Here is a 14604-nt window from a genome sequence, read left to right as displayed (position 1 = left end):
GACCGTTACATTGAACCGGTGACCGACGACCAGCACGGCCTGGCGATGAGCGGGGCGGGCGCCGGCCGCCGGTGGTGGAGCTGCTCTACCGTTGCTGATTCCATAGTCAGGTATCAGCGTTCCAGGACGTTTCCGTCCGGAAGGTCCGTACCGGTGTCGCCAGAGCGCGGGTTGCGCTTCGGTGTCCTGATGACGGTCTCGCGTTTCCTTCCGCTGTGCTGCGGTACTGCGCCACCTGCCCGCCCCGCCTCCGTCTTGCGACGGGTGCGGGTGGCGCGGGTCTTCTGGTCGGCTCCACGCGGTTTCGACGCTTGCGCGTCCGGGTCTCCGGCCACTCCGGTACCCATGATGACGTTCGCCGCGAGGGCGGCGAGGTTGGTCGCGGCGTTCTCGTCCCGGTCGATGACCAGGCCGCAGGTGTCGCAGGTGAACACTCGGACGCGCAGCGGCAGCTTGGCTTTCACTTCGCCGCAGTTCGAGCAGGTCTTGGAGCTGGGATACCAGCGGTCGGCGACCACGGTGGCGCCGCCCCTCCAGCCGGTCTTGTAGGTGATCTGGCGCCGGATCTCCGCCAACCCGGCGTCGGCGATCTTGCGTGCCAGGCGGCGGTTGCCGAGCATCCCTGCGACGTTGAGGTCTTCGACCACGACAGTGCCGTACTCGGCGGTGATGCCGGTGGTGAGCTTGTGCAACGCGTCGGTGCGCAAGTTCGCCACGCGGTGGTGCACCTTGTTGCGCTCGGCGTCGGCCTGCCGCCACCGCTTGGACGGTTCCCGCCTGGTGGTCTTCCCGGTCACCGGGTCGTACACCGCCGGGCCCTGACGCCGCGAGACACGACGGGACAGACGCTTGAGCTGCTTCAGAGCGGAGTCGTGGTGCCTGGGGCCGGGCACGTACCGGACCTGCCCGGCGCTGTCGGCCAGGACCGCGAGGCACTTCACGCCGAGGTCCACACCCACCGCGACATCCGGGCGTACCGGGGCGCGTTCGGTCTTGCCGACCTCCACCTGGAAGGCGACGAACCAGCGTCCCCGCTCCTGCCGCACCGTGGCGGAAAGGATGCGTGCCGTGCCGTCCGCGATCCTGCGTTCCAGCTTCCGCGTGCTCTCGTGGGTGCGGATCGTCCCCAGCCGGGGCAGCGTCACATGGCGGCGGTCCGCCTCCACACGGATGACGCCGGTGGTGAACCGGCAAGCGAGCCGGGCCTTATGCTTCGACTTGAACGTGGGCTTGCCCACCGGCTTGCCCCTACGCTGCCCGCGCCTGGACCTGCTGTAAGCCTCGAACGCAGCCGCCGCGTTGGCCAAGCCCGTGGAGTACGCCTCCTTGGAGTTCTCCTCCCACCAGGACGCGAACCGTGGATCGGTGCGCTTGGCCTCGTTGAACGCTTTCCTGAGTGCGGGCAGCGACCACGGCCGCCACGGCGTCAACTCCTGCTCGGCAATGCCGTAGGACTGTTCGGCCTTGCGCTGCCACCACGACGCCTCAACCCAGGACACAGCCCAGTTGTAGGAGGCCCGAGCCGCGCCGCAATGCGAGCGCAGCGCCCGCTCCTGGCCGGCGTTCGGATCCAGAGCGAAGCGGTACGCCCGCACCACGAAACCCGGCTGCGGCTCGAACTTCTTCACGCCGACGGCTCCTCGCCGGTCACGGCGGCCAGGGCGCGGGCGGCGCGGTTCTTCGCTGCCCGCTGCCCGTACAGCCGGGCGCACATCGACGTCAGCACGTCCGCCATGTCCCTGACCAGATCGTCGGTGGACTCCTCCGGGCCGAGGATCACCAGGCGGCGGCCGGTCGCGGCGAGCACGGCCTGCAGATGCTCGACACCGAACCGGGCCAGCCGGTCACGATGCTCCACCACGATCACCGCCGCACCCGGATCAGCCAGGACGCGGTGCAGCCGGCGACGCTTGCCGTTCAAGCCCGAGCCGATCTCCGTCACCACCTCGGCCACGGCGAGGCCCTGCGCGTTCGCGCCGGTCACCACGCGGGCGATCTGACGGTCCAGATCCGGCTTCTGATCGGCGGACGACACCCGGCAGTAGGCGACCACACGGCCGGTGGCGGCCGGGGTCTCCTCCACGATCCACGTGCCAGACGGAGCCTGGCGGACGGGGACGGGCATCTTGCCGTCCTTCACCCACCGCCAGGCGGTCTGATAGCTCACGCCCTGCCGACGCGCCCACTCCGCAAGCTTCACCTGATCAGCATACGACTATGCATGATCATCTTTGACCATAAACCGGAGCAGTTAATAGCCCCATCAGGCATCGGGTCAACGAGTTCGGGGGCAGCCACGCCCAGCGGGACGCCGTGCAGAAGACGCTGCTGGAGGCGGCCCTGCGGGCGGGGCTTCGTGACGTCGCGCGGGCGCTGGTGAGCGAGCGCATCAACGTGCGGCCGTGCAGCCCGTACAACTGGCTCAAGCAGGCGGCGCTGGCCGACCGCCTCGGCGACCGCGCCGCCGCCGCGGCCGCCCGGCTCCGCGCCGGCGACCTGGCGAGGACCGGCGGCCGCGCATGACCGCGCCCGCGGCCGGCTGTGACGGGCGGCCGCCGGACGCGCCCCCGCGCCCGGGCCCCGAGCGCCTTCGGCGGCCGGCGCAGGTCGCGGGCGGGCCGTAACTGTCGGAACCGGCCGCTAGTGTTCCGGTCATGGATCCGCAACTCACCCTGATGATCGTGCACGCCCACCCCGACGACGAGTGCCTGAGCACCGGCGGCATCCTTGCCCGCTACGCCGGCGAAGGCATCCGCACCGTCCTGGTCACCTCCACCAACGGCGAGCAGGGCGACGCCGAGGGTGGCGTCAAGCCGGGCGAGGCCGGGCACGACGACGCCGCGGTCGCCGAGCGGCGGCTCGCCGAGCTGCGCGAGTCGGTCACCCACCTGGGCGTCGACCATCTGGAGCTGCTCGGCTACCGCGACTCCGGCATGGACGGGTGGGAGGGCAACGGCCACGCCGACGCGTTCGCCAACGTGCCGGTCGAGGTGGCGGCCGCCAGGCTGGGCGCCCTGATGGAGCACTACCGGCCGCAGGTCGTGGTGACCTACGACGAGACCGGCGGCGGCGGTTACGGCCACCCCGACCACGTCCAGACACACCGCGTCACGGTCGCGGCCACCGAGGCGACCGGCATCCCCGACAAGCTCTACTACACGGCCATGCCCCGAGCCGCGATGAGGAAGATGTTCGAGCTGCTGCGCGAGCACGGCGTGGAGCTGGGCTTCGTGCCCTCGGGCGACTTCGGCACCCCGGACGAGCGGGTCACCACCCTCATCGACGTCAGCCCCTATACCGAGCGCAAGCTCAAGGCGCTCAAGGCGCACGAGAGCCAGGGGCAGAGCATCTTCGTGCTGGACATGCCTGAGCACATCCAGCAGCAGGCGTTCTCCCAGGAGGCCTTCGAGCGCAAGCTGTGCAAGGTCGACGCCCCCGCCCACGAGGACGACCTCTTCGCCGGCCTGCGCCCCACGTGACCCCGGCCGCGGCCCACCACGTGACCCATCCACCACGCGCCGCGCGGCTCCAACCGCCGTGCGCCGCCGTCCCGTGCCGGCCGGAGCCGGCCGGATCATGCCGGAGCGGGCGCCCCACGGTCCTGCCGGGTCGCTCGTTTCCGGGTCATCGCGGGGCCGGGGTGGTGAGGTGGTGCGACCAGGGAGGGTTGGCGCCTGCCACCGAGCAGGTCAGGGCCGCCACCCGGGTGGCGAAGCCGGCCGCCGCCACCGCCGTCGCGAGGTCCAGATCGTCGAGGCGACCGCCCAGGTGGCCCTGGGCGTCCAGGGCGTGCAGCAGGCCGGCGGTGAAGGCGTCGCCGGCGCCGACCGTGTCCACCACGTCCACCTCCGGCGCCCGCACGCCGGCCCGCTCGCCGTCCACGGACACCAGCGCGCCCGCCGCGCCCCTGGTGACGACGATCAGGCGGGCGCCGGCGGCGTGCCAGGTGTCGCAGGCGCGCTCCATCGACGTGCCGGGCAGCAGGAAGTCCAGGTCGTCGTCGCTGAGCTTGAGGATGTCGGTCCACCCGCACCAGCGGGTGACCTGATAGTCGTCTCTGGTGGCGAAGCTGGGACGCGCGTTCGGGTCGATCGAGATCGTCGCATGCTCGGCGGCGGAGCTCGCGAACTCCTCGACCGCGTCCCGTCCCGGCTTCCCGACCAGCGCCATCGAGCCCGTGTGCAGGCACCTGAAGGGGCCCGCGCGGCGCGCGTCCAGCTCGTGCGGCCGCCACTGCCAGTCCGCCGCGCCGTCGGTGTAGAACGTGAAGGCCGCCCGCCCGTGCGGGTCGAGGGCGGCGACGGAGAGCGTGCTCGGCTCCTCGGCTTCGACGCACGCCGACAGGTCCACGCCGGAGGCGGTGAAGCGGTCGCGGAACATCTCGCCGAACACGTCACGCGAGAGGCGGCCCAGGAAGCGGGTCGGAGTGCCGAGCCTGGCCAGCGCCACCGCCGTGTTCGCCGGCCCTCCACCCGGGAGCACCCGCAGCGCCAGCCCTTCCGCCTCCTCGCCCGGGAGCACCTCACCACCGGCCGGCCGGCCGCTCTCCCTTGACGGCCCACCACCGGCCGGCCGGCCGGCCCAGCCCGACCGCCCGCCCGACCGCCCGCCGGGTCGCGAGGCGCCGCCGGCCGGGGCGGGCGGGTCTCCGGCGGGTCGTGAAGGGTCGGCGGTCAAGGTAGGGGCGGGCCCGCCGGGCGCGGCCGGGTGGCGCGTGGCGAAGCTGTCGGCGACACACTCGCCCAGGACGGCGATCATCGGACCTGCCTCTCTGGCATGTTGCCGATTCGTTACGGCAGCAGGGCATTGACGTTTCCAGGATCGGAGTCCATCATCGCAGCACGGAAGATGTCAACGTTGACATATGTCAACGATGACATCGGATCCCCCCTGATAGGACAGCGCCATGAATGCAAAGCTATCGGCCGGCCTCCTCGTCACCGCGCTTCTCGTCACCGGCTGCGGCGGCAGCGGCGGGGGAAGCGACTCCGCCGCCCCCAAGGTAGGACTGATCACCAAGACCGAGACCAACCCGTTCTTCGTCAAGATGAAGGAGGGCGCGCAGAAGGCGGCCCAGGCCGGCGGCATGGAGCTCATGAGCGCGGCGGGGAAGTTCGACGGCGACAACGCCGCCCAGATCACCGCCATCGAGAACATGGTCGCCGCCGGCGTGAAGGGCATCCTCATCACCCCGAGCGACACCAAGGCCATCGTTCCGGCGATCAAGAAGGCGCGCGACGCGGGCGTGCTCGTCATCGCCCTCGACACCCCCACGGAGCCGCAGGAGGCCACCGACGCGCTGTTCGCCACCGACAACCTCAAGGCGGGCGAGCTGATCGGCCAGTACGCCAAGGCCGCGATGGCCGGCGAACCCGCCAAGATCGCCACTCTTGACCTCGCCCCCGGCATCACGGTCGGCAAGCTGCGGCACGACGGCTTCCTGAAGGGGTTCGGCATCCAGGAGGGCGACCCGTCGGTCGTCTGCTCCCAGGACACCAGGGGCGACCAGGCCAAGGGCCAGACCGCGATGGAGAACTGCCTGCAGAAGGCCCCCGACATCAACCTCGTCTACACCATCAACGAGCCCGCCGCGCTGGGCGCGTACACGGCGTTGAAGGCCAAGGGCCGCGAGAAGGAGGTGCTGATCGTCTCGGTGGACGGCGGCTGCACCGGCGTCAAGGCCGTGCAGTCCGGGCAGATCGCCGCGACCAGCCAGCAGTACCCGCTCAAGATGGCCGAGGACGGCGTCAAGGCGGTGGCCTCGTACGCGAAGGGCGGGCAGAAGCCCTCCGGCTACACCGACACCGGCGTCACCCTGATCACCGACAAGGCGGCCGACGGCGTCGAGGCCGAGGACACCGCCTTCGGCCTGGCGAACTGCTGGGGCTGATCGTGGCCGTGATGGAAGCGTCGCTGCCGCGCCGCCTGATCAGCACCCCCGTCGCGGGCCCGCTCGCCGCGCTCCTGCTGGCCTGCCTGTACTTCGGCCTGAACACCGACCAGTTCTTCTCCGGGACGAACTTCTCGCTGATCATCCAGCAGGTCATGGTGGTCGGCACGCTGGCCATCGGGCAGACTCTGATCATCCTCACCGCGGGCATCGACCTGGCCAACGGCGCGATCATGGCGTTCGGCGGCATCGTGATGACGAAGCTGGCGGTGGACAGCGGCCTGCCCGCGCTGCTCGCGGTCGCCGCCGGGCTCGTGGTCTGCGCCGGGTTCGGGCTGGTCAACGGGCTGCTGGTGACGCGGATCTCGCTGCCGCCGTTCATCGTGACGCTCGGCATGCTGAACGTGGCGTTCGCGCTCACCCACATCTACTCCGGCGAGCAGACCGTCACGGACCTGCCGCCGCTGCTGACGTTCCTCGGGCAGACGTTCCAGGTCGGCCAGACGAACGTGACCTACGGCTCGCTGCTGACGATCCTGCTGTTCCTGCTGTTCGCGTACCTGCTGGGCTCGACCGCGTGGGGCCGGCACGTGTACGCGCTGGGCAACAACCCCGAGGTGGCCCGGCTGACCGGCATCAGGACGCGGCGGCTGACCGTGGGCGTCTACACGCTGGCCGGTTTCGTGTACGGCATCGCGGCCCTGCTGCTCGTCTCGCGTACCGGCGTGGGCGACCCGCAGGCCGGCCAGACCGACAACCTCGACAGCATCACGGCGGTCGTGCTCGGCGGCACCAGCCTGTTCGGCGGCCGGGGCATGGTGCTGGGCACCCTGGTCGGGGCCCTCATCGTCGGGGTGTTCAGGAACGGCCTGCAGCTGATGGGCGTACCGTCGATCTATCAGACGCTCATCACGGGCATCCTGGTGATCCTCGCCGTCGCCGTCGACCAGCTCTCCCGCAGGAGGACCCGATGACCACACCCGTGCTCCAGGCGCGCGGCCTGGTCAAGAAGTACGGCCACGTGACCGCGCTCGACGGCGCCGACTTCGACCTGATGCCCGGCGAGGTGCTCGCGGTCATCGGCGACAACGGCGCCGGCAAGACGAGCCTGATCAAGGCGCTGACGGGCGCGCTGCAGCCGGATTCCGGCGAGATCCGGCTCGACGGGAAGCCGGTGCGCTTCCGCGACCCGCTCGACGCCCGCAGGCACGGCATCGAGACCGTCTACCAGGACCTCGCGGTCGCGGCCTCCCTGGACATCGCGACGAACATGTTCCTGGGCAGGGAACTGCGGAAACCGGGCATCCTCGGCCGCGTCTTCCGGATGCTCGACAAGAAGCGTATGCGCGAGGAGTCGGCCAGGCACATGGCCGAGCTCAAGATCGGGCTGCGCTCGCTCACCCAGCCGGTCGAGTCGCTGTCGGGCGGGCAGCGGCAGGGCGTGGCCGTGGCGAGGGCGGTGGCGTGGGCCACGAACGTCGTGGTGATGGACGAGCCCACGGCGGCGCTCGGGGTCAAGGAGTCCGGCCAGGTGCTCGACCTGATCAGGCAGGTACGAGACCGCGGCACGCCGGTGGTGCTGATCAGCCACAACATGCCGCACGTGTTCGAGATCGCCGACCGCGTCCACATCCAGCGCCTGGGCCGCAGGGTCGCCGAGATCGTTCCGGGCGACCACAGCATGGCCGAGGTGGTCGCCATCATGACGGGCGCCATCCAGATGTCGGAGGGCAGGTCCGTGGTGACCGACAAGGACGCGGCGGAGGCGATCGGGCTGTCGTGATGCGTCCCCGTACTCCGCCTGCCGCTGAGACGGGCCACTAGCATGGGCGGGATGCGGCGTCCGACGATGACAGATGTGGCGCGCGAGGTCGGCGTCACCGCCAAGACCGTCTCGCGGGTGCTCAACGACGACGGCCCGGTCGCCGTCGAGACGCGTGAGCGCGTCATGGCGGCCGTCAGGAAGCTGGGCTACCAGCCCAACCTGATGGCCCGCAACATGCGGGTGGGCGCGCGTGACGCCGCGATCGGCCTGGTCATTCCCGAGATGGGCAACCCCTTCTTCGGCACGGTCGCGGGCGGCGTCGAGAGCGCCGTCCGGGCCCGCGGGCTGACGCTCATCGTCGGCTCGTCGAGCGAGACGGCCGCCCTGGAGCAGTCGCTGATCGCGACGTTCCTGGCCCGCAGGGTGAGTGCCCTCATGATCGTCCCCTCGGCCACCAGCGAGCACCGCCGGCTGCGCGGCGAGCGGCTGGCCGGGCTGCCCATCGTCTTCCTCGACCGCCCGGCGGTGGGCCTGACCGCCGACAGCGTGGTCAGCGCCAACCGGGAGGGCTCGCGGGCCGGCGTCGCCCATCTGATCGCGTACGGCCACCGCCGCATCGGCTTCGTGGGCGACCTGCCCGCCTCCCTCTACACCCGCCGCGAACGTTTCCAGGGCTACCGCGACGCGCTCGAGCGGGCGGGGCTGCCGTTCGACCGCTCCCTGGTGGAGACCGGGCACGACCAGGATGCCGCGGCCCAGGCCACCCTGCGGTTGCTGACGCTGGGCGACCCGCCGACGGCGTTGTTCGCGGCCAACAACCTCGCCTCGATGGGCGCGGTGGTGGCGCTGGCCCGGGCGCGGCGCACCGACGTCGCGCTCGTCGGGTTCGACGACCTGCCGCTGGCCGAGGTCCTCGACCCGCCGCTGACGGTGGTGGCCCAGGATCCGGCCGGGATGGGGGCCGCGGCGGCGGAGCTGGTGTTGTCGCGCCTGGACGGCGACCGCTCCAAGGCCCGCAGGCAGGTGGTGCCCACCCGCCTGATCGTCCGGGGCTCCGGCGAACTCGCTCCAGCCCCTTGACCGGTCGGCCCCTGGTTGACCGGCCGGTCCCGGGAGGGCGCGGGGACGTCCGGAGGGGCGAGCCGCTCCTCCCCCGCGCGGGCAGGAGCGGCTCGCCGGTCTCAGCGCCTGACCGTGAACCGCCCCGACAGCGGCCCGAGCTCGACGGTGTACGTGCCGTGCTCGCCGCGCCGCACGTCGAACGAGACCCGTTCGCTCCGGTCGGGCCGCAGCGAGACGGTCCGCCGCTGGTCCTCCTGGCCGTTCACGTGCAGCACGGCCGCGTACTCGCCGGCCCGCTCGCCCACGTTCTTCACCCGGGCCCGCACCCGTACGCGCCCGGACCGGGAGTTCTCCGGGGTGATCTCCAGGTCGCTCAGCGCGAACAGCGGCTCGGGGCCGGGGGCCAGGTCGTGCACGAACACGTCGGAGCGGTGGTTGGTGTCGCCCTCGACGAGGTTGGCCGCGGAGCTCTCGAAGGTCACGAACCTGCCGTCGTCGCTGATCGACGGCAGGTCGGACCCGCCGTCGCCCTCGGCTCCCCTGGGCGCCACGGAGACCTTCCTGCTGGTGCCCGCCTCGACGTCACGCACGAACACGTCGTTCGACCTGTTCGTGTCACCTTCGACGATGTCGTCGGCGAGGCTGTAGAAGGCGACCAGGCGCCCGTCGGCGCTCAGTGACGGCGCGAACGACATGTTGGAGGCCTCGCCCCCGTCCTTGTTGGCCGACACCAGCCGGGACGTGCCGGTCGCCAGGTCCTGGACGTAGATCTGGCCGAGTCCGACACCGTTGGTGAAGGCCAGCGCGTTGCCGCCGGCGCTGAGCACCGGGGACCTGGTGTCGGTCTCCGGGTGCGGGGCCACGACCAGCTTGAGCGCGCCGGTCACGCGGTCGAGGACGAAGGCGTCCGTCCTGCCGTTGCCGTCGCCCGGCACGAGGCCGTCCGCGTCGCTCTGGAACGCCACGAACCGGCCGTCGGCGCTGATGGACGGCTCGCGGGACTGGTCGGCCGCCTGCGAGCCGTCCTGGGCGACGGAGATCCGCTCGGTGGTGCCCGCCTGCAGGTCGCGCAGGAACACGTCGGCGCGGCCGTTGGTGTCGCCGGGCACGAGGTTGGTCGCGTCGCTGACGAAGACCGCGAGCCGGCCGTCCGCCGAGAACGCGGGCGCGCCGGAGATCCCGTCACCCTGGACGCCGTCGGACGACACGGAGATCCGCTCCGTCGTCCCCTCCTGCCGGTCGTGCACGAAGGTGTCGGTCTGGCCGTTCGTGTCGCCGGGCACCAGGTTGGCCGCCCCGCTGTTGAAGCCGACGTACCTCCCGTCGCGGTTGACCGTCGGCGAGAGCGAGAACGAGTCGCCCAGGCCGCCGCCGGTCGGCACCGAGACCCGCTCGGTCGTCCGGGTCCGCAGGTCGGTGGCGAAGATGTCCAGCTCGCCGTTGGTGTCCTCGTCGGTGACGAGGTTGGAGGCGAAGCTGGCGAACACCACGACGTTCCCGTCGCCGCTCACCTCCGGCCACCACGCCTCGTGGTTGCCCTGGCGGCCGTCGGGGCCGAGCGACACGCGCTCTGTGCCGGGCCGCCGCGGGAGGGTCAGGTCGGCGGTGTTCCTGCCCCTGCCGACGCTCGCCTCCACGGGCTCCGACCGCGAGATGCCGGCGGCGTTCGCCGAGACGCGGTAGCCGTCGCCGAAGGGGACGTCCTTGAGGGTGTAGCGGCCGTTCCTGTCGGTCGTCGCCGACAGGTCGTCGGGCACGCCGAGCACCGTCACCGTGGCGCCGGGCACCGTCGAGCCGGTCGGCCCGTACACCACCCGGCCGGAGAGCGTCCCCCAGCGCGTCCGCTCCAGCTCGAAACGCTCGCCGGTGAGCCGGCCGGCCGGGACGCGTACGGTCTCGGTGCTGGTCTCGTAGCCGAACCTGGACAGCGTCAGCTCGTGCCTGCCCTCGGGCAGCCGCAGCTCGAAGCTCCCGTCCTCGCCGGTCTGGACGTTGCGTCCGTCCGCCCTGGCCACCTTCACCCCGGCCAGCGGCGCGCGGGTGCGCTCGTCGGTGACGACGCCGCGCACGCCGCTTTCGAGCGCGGCCTCCGCCACGGCGGCGTAGGCGTCGATCCGGCCGGCGCCGACGCGGGGGTTCGGGCGCGGGCCGTAACGGTCGTCGGAGACGGACGTGCCGGTCAGGATCTCCAGCGCGGCGTCCGCGGTCAGGCTGGGACGCGCCTCCATCATCAGGGCGACGGTGCCGGACACGTGCGGGGTGGCCATCGAGGTGCCGTTGAGCGCCCTGTATTCTCCGCCGGGCATGGACGAGAGCACGTCGACGCCCGGCGCGGACAGGTCGGGCACGACGTACGAGTCCGGCCACTCCGGAGGCGCGGCGAACCAGTCGGTCTTCCTGACCACGCCGCCGCAGGAGAAGTCGGGCACGTCGTCGTTGACGTCGGTCGCGCCCACGGCCACGGACTCGTAGACGTTGCCCGGGCTGCTCGACTGGCCCGGCGAGCAGTCGTTGCCGATGGCGAAGGAGGGGAACGCGCCGGCGTAGGCGATGTTCCTGGCCGGCTGGATCATCTCGTCGGCATAGCCCTGGCCGCCCAGCGACATGCTGACGATGTCGGCCGGCTCGCCTGCCTTGGCGCCGTCGGCCGTGAACGGCGCGACCGCCCACTGCATGCCGGCGATCACCTGCGCGAAGGTGCCCTGGCCGCCGGGGATGACCAGGGCGCCCATCAGCGTGACGCCGGGCGCGACGCCGATCCGGGTGCCCGAGGCGTTCCCGCCCGCGATCGTGCCCGCCACGTGCGTGCCGTGGAAGCTGCTGTCGTGCGGCTGCGAGGCCACCGGCGTGCCGTCGGGGCCGAACTCGATCCAGCCGCCCGGGTGCTTCGGGTCCGAGGGGTCGGTGGTGGCGAGCTTGCCCTGGAGGTCGGGGTGGGTGATGTCGATGCCGGTGTCGAGCACGGCGACGCGCACGCCCTTGCCGGAGAGCCCGCGCTCGTCGCTCGCCCGGTCGGCGCCGATCTTGGCGATGCCCCATGTGGTGGCGCCGGCCGCCTTGGGGGTGGCGCCCTGCTCGGGCTCGGGTGCGGACAGCGTGAAGTTGGGGATGATGCGCTCGACCGTCTCGAGCTCCGCCAGGGCGTTCAGGGTGCCTTGCGTGGCCCGTACGAGGACCATGTTCTTCAGCCAGAAGGTGTTGACGACCTGGTCGCCGCGTGAGGTGACCAGCCGGACCACGGGATCCTGGGTGGCCTCGGCGCTCCTCGCCAGCGTGTCCCGCGCCTGGGCGCGGGACGCCGGCGCCGCCGCGGGGGTGTGCGGGGCACGCAGGACGACGGCCGCTTCGACGCGGGCACCGTCGCTCTTCAGCTGCGCGGTCAGCTTCTGGTCGATCTTCGGCACGGCCTCCGGCTCCGCGGTACGGATCTCCGCCGCGGCCGGGCCCGCCGCCAGGGTGCCGAGCAGGACGGCCGGTAACAAGGCGGTGAGCAGGCGTCGTCTGGCGGATCGGCGGGGGGATGGCGGCATGACGCTCCTTCGGTGCTGTGGCCACGGGGGCCGATGGTGCACCTGGAACGCTGACATGTAGCGATATTTCCTGACAAGATCGATTTGCGGCGAGTTTCCGTCATATGACGTAATTCCGACAGTCAACCGGAGGAGGAGCGGCGTGCTCGAGGCCATCGGACTCAGCCCTCAGGACGAGGAGGTGTACGACGCCCTGGTCCGCCGGACGCAGGCGACGGTGACCGAGATCGTCGGAGACTGCCATCTGCCCGCCACGGCCGCGAGGCGCGTTCTGCAGTCGCTGGTGGGGCTCGGGCTCGCCACCCGCTCGGACGGCCGGCCCACCCGCTACGTCGCGGTCTCGCCCGACAGCAGCCTGGAGGCCATCCTGCGCGAGCGCGAACGCGAGCTGGACGGCGTGCGCGCGCACATCAGGTCGCTGGTGGACGTCTACCGTGCCGGTACCCGCTTCGCCCACCCCGGCGAGCTGATCGAGGTGATCTCGGGTCGCGACGAGGTCAACCACCGGTGGGTGCAGATGCAGCAGGACACGCGGGCGCAGGTGCGCGGGTTCGACCGGCCGCCGTACGCCGCTCGGCAGCAGCACAGGGAGTCGAACCCGATCGAGCTCAACCTGCTGCGACGTGGCGTGAAGTATCGCGTCATCTACGACACCAGCGTGCTGGATCTCCCCGGCTGGCTGGAGGACGTGACGGCCGGAATGCGGCACGGGGAACAGGCCAGGATCGCCGCCGGCCTGCCGATGAAGCTGGCCATCTCCGACGACCGGCTCGCCATCATCCCGCTGCTGCGGGCCGGCGACGACGCGGTCACGGCGTCGTACCTGATCCACCCGTCACCGTTGCTGGACGCCCTGGGGGCGTTGTTCGAGGCGCTGTGGGAGCGCAGCGTGCCCGTCCGGATGACGGCGGGGGACGGGGAGCTGTCCGGCGACGAGGAACGGCTGCTCACGCTCCTGGCGTCGGGCGCGACGGACCGCGCGGCCAGCCGGGCGCTGGGATGGAGCGAGCGCACGGTGCAGCGGCACATCACGAAGCTGATGCGGCGGCTGGGCGCGCGAACCCGCTTCCAGGTGGCGATGGAGGCGACCCGGCGCGGCTGGATCTGAGCCCCCGCGTACGGTGCCGTGCGATCTCGCCCACCGGCTCGACCGACCGCACCCGGAGTGCCGCACCCGCGAGCGCCGGAAAGTGTCGATTGCACGCTAAGAAGTGTGCATCACGAGCCGATGACCTCGACCGCCGCACCTGCGTAGCCTCCTACGGACACGGAGAGAGCGAGGAGCACCTGATGGTTCACGTAAGGCTCGCGGCCGCCCTTGCGGCAGGTATCGTGGCGCTGCCGCTGATCGCTCTGCCTGCGCAGGCGGAAGCGTCGCTCAAGTGGTGGTGCACCACGAACGTCGTGGGAACCTTGTGTGGCACGCGCGACGGCGACCGGCTGAAGGCCAAATACTATCCGCCGTCCGGACAGGACGGTGCGGGAATCTTCGGCATCCGCACGGGAAAGTCGAATTACACGTACAAATACTCCAAGCCGAGGTATGTCAAGGTGGGAGAGCTCACCAAATTCACGTGGCCACATAAGTGCAATACGTACTTCAAAGTCTACTGGCATTCCAACAAGGGCACCGATCCCGAGGATCTTTCGACGGCGCAGTTCAAATGCTCGAAGTTCTAGCGAACCTCGTCCCGCTTTTCTCGAAGATGCGCCGGCGAAGCCGGCAACCGGGTGCCGGAAGCGCTATGCCCGGGCACCCACCTGGATGGGAGGGCGGGCTCCCCGCGACAGCCGGGAGCGCGTCAATGGCCGCGAGGTCCGGCGCGAAGATGTTCCGCCGCTGACGGCGGCACCTGGAGAGAGGTCAGGCGCGCCGGCGCGGGTCAGTGACCGAGAACCACACGATCTTGCCGCCGTCGGCCGCCCGCACCCCCCAGTCGTCGGCGATCGCCGCGACGATCCGCAGGCCCCGGCCTGACGGCGCGTCGGGCCCCGGCGAGCGCGGGCGCGGCACGCCGTCGCCGGGGTCGAACACCTCACCGTAGACGCGGCCGCCGCGGTCCTCCAGCCGGAGCGCGTACGCCGACCCGCCGTACAGGACGGCGTTGGTGACGAGTTCGCTGACGATGACGAGGCAGTCGTCGATCAGGTCGTCGTGGCCCCATGCGGCCAGGTCCGCGCGGACCAGGGCGCGCGCCTCTCCGACGCCGGCCGGCACCGAGGGCAGCAGGTGCTCCGCCGTCCGGATCGGCGTCGCGGGCGGGGACCCGTGGCGGAGGGGCATGCGCATCACATCTCTCGGTTTTGGGAGCGCTCCCACACTACGGTAAGCTGTTTCCGCACGGATGGGAATCCGT

The 14604-nt window shown here is 71.4% G+C and carries 13 protein-coding genes; 8 read left to right on the top strand and 5 right to left on the bottom strand.

The features are described from left to right. Positions 1-113: 113 nt before the first annotated feature. Positions 114-1628, bottom strand: coding sequence for an IS607 family element RNA-guided endonuclease TnpB (gene tnpB, locus ABGB14_RS31495; RefSeq protein WP_347647467.1), 1515 nt, complete (start codon positions 1626-1628; stop codon positions 114-116). Then, positions 1625-2200 carry an IS607 family transposase gene (locus ABGB14_RS31490; protein WP_347647466.1) on the bottom strand — a complete coding sequence of 192 codons (576 nt, stop codon included), beginning with the start codon at positions 2198-2200 and terminating at the stop codon, positions 1625-1627. Before ABGB14_RS31490 ends, tnpB begins: the two co-directional genes overlap by 4 nt. 113 nt (positions 2201-2313) lie before the next feature. Here ABGB14_RS31490 and ABGB14_RS31485 point away from each other — a divergent pair, with 113 nt between their 5' ends. Next, positions 2314-2523: a hypothetical protein gene (locus ABGB14_RS31485; RefSeq protein WP_347647465.1), complete on the top strand. Its 210-nt coding sequence runs from the start codon at positions 2314-2316 to the stop codon at positions 2521-2523. A gap of 131 nt (positions 2524-2654) precedes the next feature. Beyond that, positions 2655-3479 carry a PIG-L family deacetylase gene (locus tag ABGB14_RS31480; RefSeq protein WP_347647464.1) on the top strand — a complete coding sequence of 275 codons (825 nt, stop codon included), beginning with the start codon at positions 2655-2657 and terminating at the stop codon, positions 3477-3479. Positions 3480-3624: 145 nt separating this feature from the next. On the opposite strand, the gene ABGB14_RS31475 is transcribed toward ABGB14_RS31480, so the two are convergent. After that, entirely contained in the window at positions 3625-4758 is a 1134-nt protein-coding gene (locus ABGB14_RS31475) for a carbohydrate kinase (protein ID WP_347647463.1), read from the bottom strand. Between the two features lie 148 nt (positions 4759-4906). Between ABGB14_RS31475 and ABGB14_RS31470 the strand changes: the two genes are divergently transcribed. From ABGB14_RS31470 to ABGB14_RS31455, 4 genes are read left to right on the top strand one after another with little or no spacing between them, the layout of a single operon-like run. Then, a complete protein-coding gene (locus ABGB14_RS31470; RefSeq protein WP_347647462.1) occupies positions 4907-5890 on the top strand; it encodes a sugar ABC transporter substrate-binding protein in 984 nt (327 codons plus the stop codon). A gap of 11 nt (positions 5891-5901) precedes the next feature. Further along, the gene (locus ABGB14_RS31465) at positions 5902-6864 is read left to right on the top strand and encodes an ABC transporter permease (RefSeq protein WP_347647461.1); all 963 of its coding nucleotides are present in this window, start codon (positions 5902-5904) and stop codon (positions 6862-6864) included. Next, positions 6861-7673, top strand: coding sequence for an ATP-binding cassette domain-containing protein (locus ABGB14_RS31460; RefSeq protein ID WP_347647460.1), 813 nt, complete (start codon positions 6861-6863; stop codon positions 7671-7673). Before ABGB14_RS31465 ends, ABGB14_RS31460 begins: the two co-directional genes overlap by 4 nt. Positions 7674-7724: 51 nt before the next feature. Next, positions 7725-8735 (top strand): LacI family DNA-binding transcriptional regulator, encoded by a 1011-nt coding sequence (locus ABGB14_RS31455; RefSeq protein WP_347647459.1) that lies wholly within the window; start codon positions 7725-7727, stop codon positions 8733-8735. 101 nt (positions 8736-8836) lie between these two features. On the opposite strand, the gene ABGB14_RS31450 is transcribed toward ABGB14_RS31455, so the two are convergent. Then, positions 8837-12247 (bottom strand): S8 family serine peptidase, encoded by a 3411-nt coding sequence (locus ABGB14_RS31450; protein WP_347647458.1) that lies wholly within the window; start codon positions 12245-12247, stop codon positions 8837-8839. Positions 12248-12389: 142 nt separating this feature from the next. Between ABGB14_RS31450 and ABGB14_RS31445 the strand changes: the two genes are divergently transcribed. Beyond that, on the top strand, positions 12390-13355 hold the full coding sequence (locus tag ABGB14_RS31445) for a helix-turn-helix domain-containing protein (protein WP_347647457.1): 966 nt from the start codon (positions 12390-12392) through the stop codon (positions 13353-13355). A gap of 182 nt (positions 13356-13537) precedes the next feature. Continuing rightward, positions 13538-13927, top strand: a complete 390-nt coding sequence (locus tag ABGB14_RS31440; protein ID WP_347647456.1) for a hypothetical protein — start codon at positions 13538-13540, stop codon at positions 13925-13927. A 184-nt stretch (positions 13928-14111) separates the two neighbouring features. Here the strand turns inward: ABGB14_RS31440 and ABGB14_RS31435 are convergent, their stop codons facing one another. After that, positions 14112-14531, bottom strand: a complete 420-nt coding sequence (locus ABGB14_RS31435) for an ATP-binding protein (RefSeq protein WP_347647455.1) — start codon at positions 14529-14531, stop codon at positions 14112-14114. Positions 14532-14604: the final 73 nt, after the last annotated feature.

The organism is Nonomuraea sp. B10E15 (genome assembly GCF_039871615.1).
GTDB lineage: Bacteria > Actinomycetota > Actinomycetes > Streptosporangiales > Streptosporangiaceae > Nonomuraea.
Note: the sequence above shows the minus strand (reverse complement) of the source record. Positions and strands in the feature narration are given on the sequence as shown.